We start from the raw sequence: 417 nt of genomic DNA, 5'->3' as shown, positions 1-417 counted from the left end.
ATGTGCGTGGCCTGGCCAGCTCGTTGACCGGCGCCTACGCCGCCGAGGACAGCGTCTCGATGTGCTTCCGCACCGGGACGGGGACACACGGCATCGCGCAATGGAGCTTCTGCGCGTTCCGCCGCCAGGATCAGATCGAGATCACCGGCGACCGTGGGCAGCTGCGCTTTGCCACCTTCGAGGACGTTCCGGTGGAGCTGGAAACCGAAGCGGGCGTGCAGGCCTTCGACATCCCGAACCCGTCGTCGATCCAGCAGCCGTTGATCGCCTCCCTCGTGGACGAACTGCGCGGCAACGGGCACTCGCCCTCGAACGGCATCAGCGCCGCCCGCACCAGTGCAGTGATCGACCAGGTGCTGCGGGACTACCGCACCCGGCAATCGCACTGACCGCACAGGAAAAAGGCCACCTTGCGGC

Annotated in this window: 1 protein-coding gene; it reads left to right on the top strand. The window is 67.1% G+C overall.

Annotated elements, in window-relative coordinates; genetic code table 11:
• Window positions 1-389, top strand: a 389-nt coding sequence (locus F8M74_RS37340) for a hypothetical protein (RefSeq protein WP_240462335.1), incomplete at its 5' end; no start/stop codon positions are given.
• Window positions 390-417 lie beyond the last annotated feature (28 nt).

It is taken from the genome of Myxococcus sp. CA023 (genome assembly GCF_010998615.1).
Lineage (GTDB): Bacteria > Myxococcota > Myxococcia > Myxococcales > Myxococcaceae > Myxococcus.
Note: the sequence above shows the minus strand (reverse complement) of the source record. Positions and strands in the feature narration are given on the sequence as shown.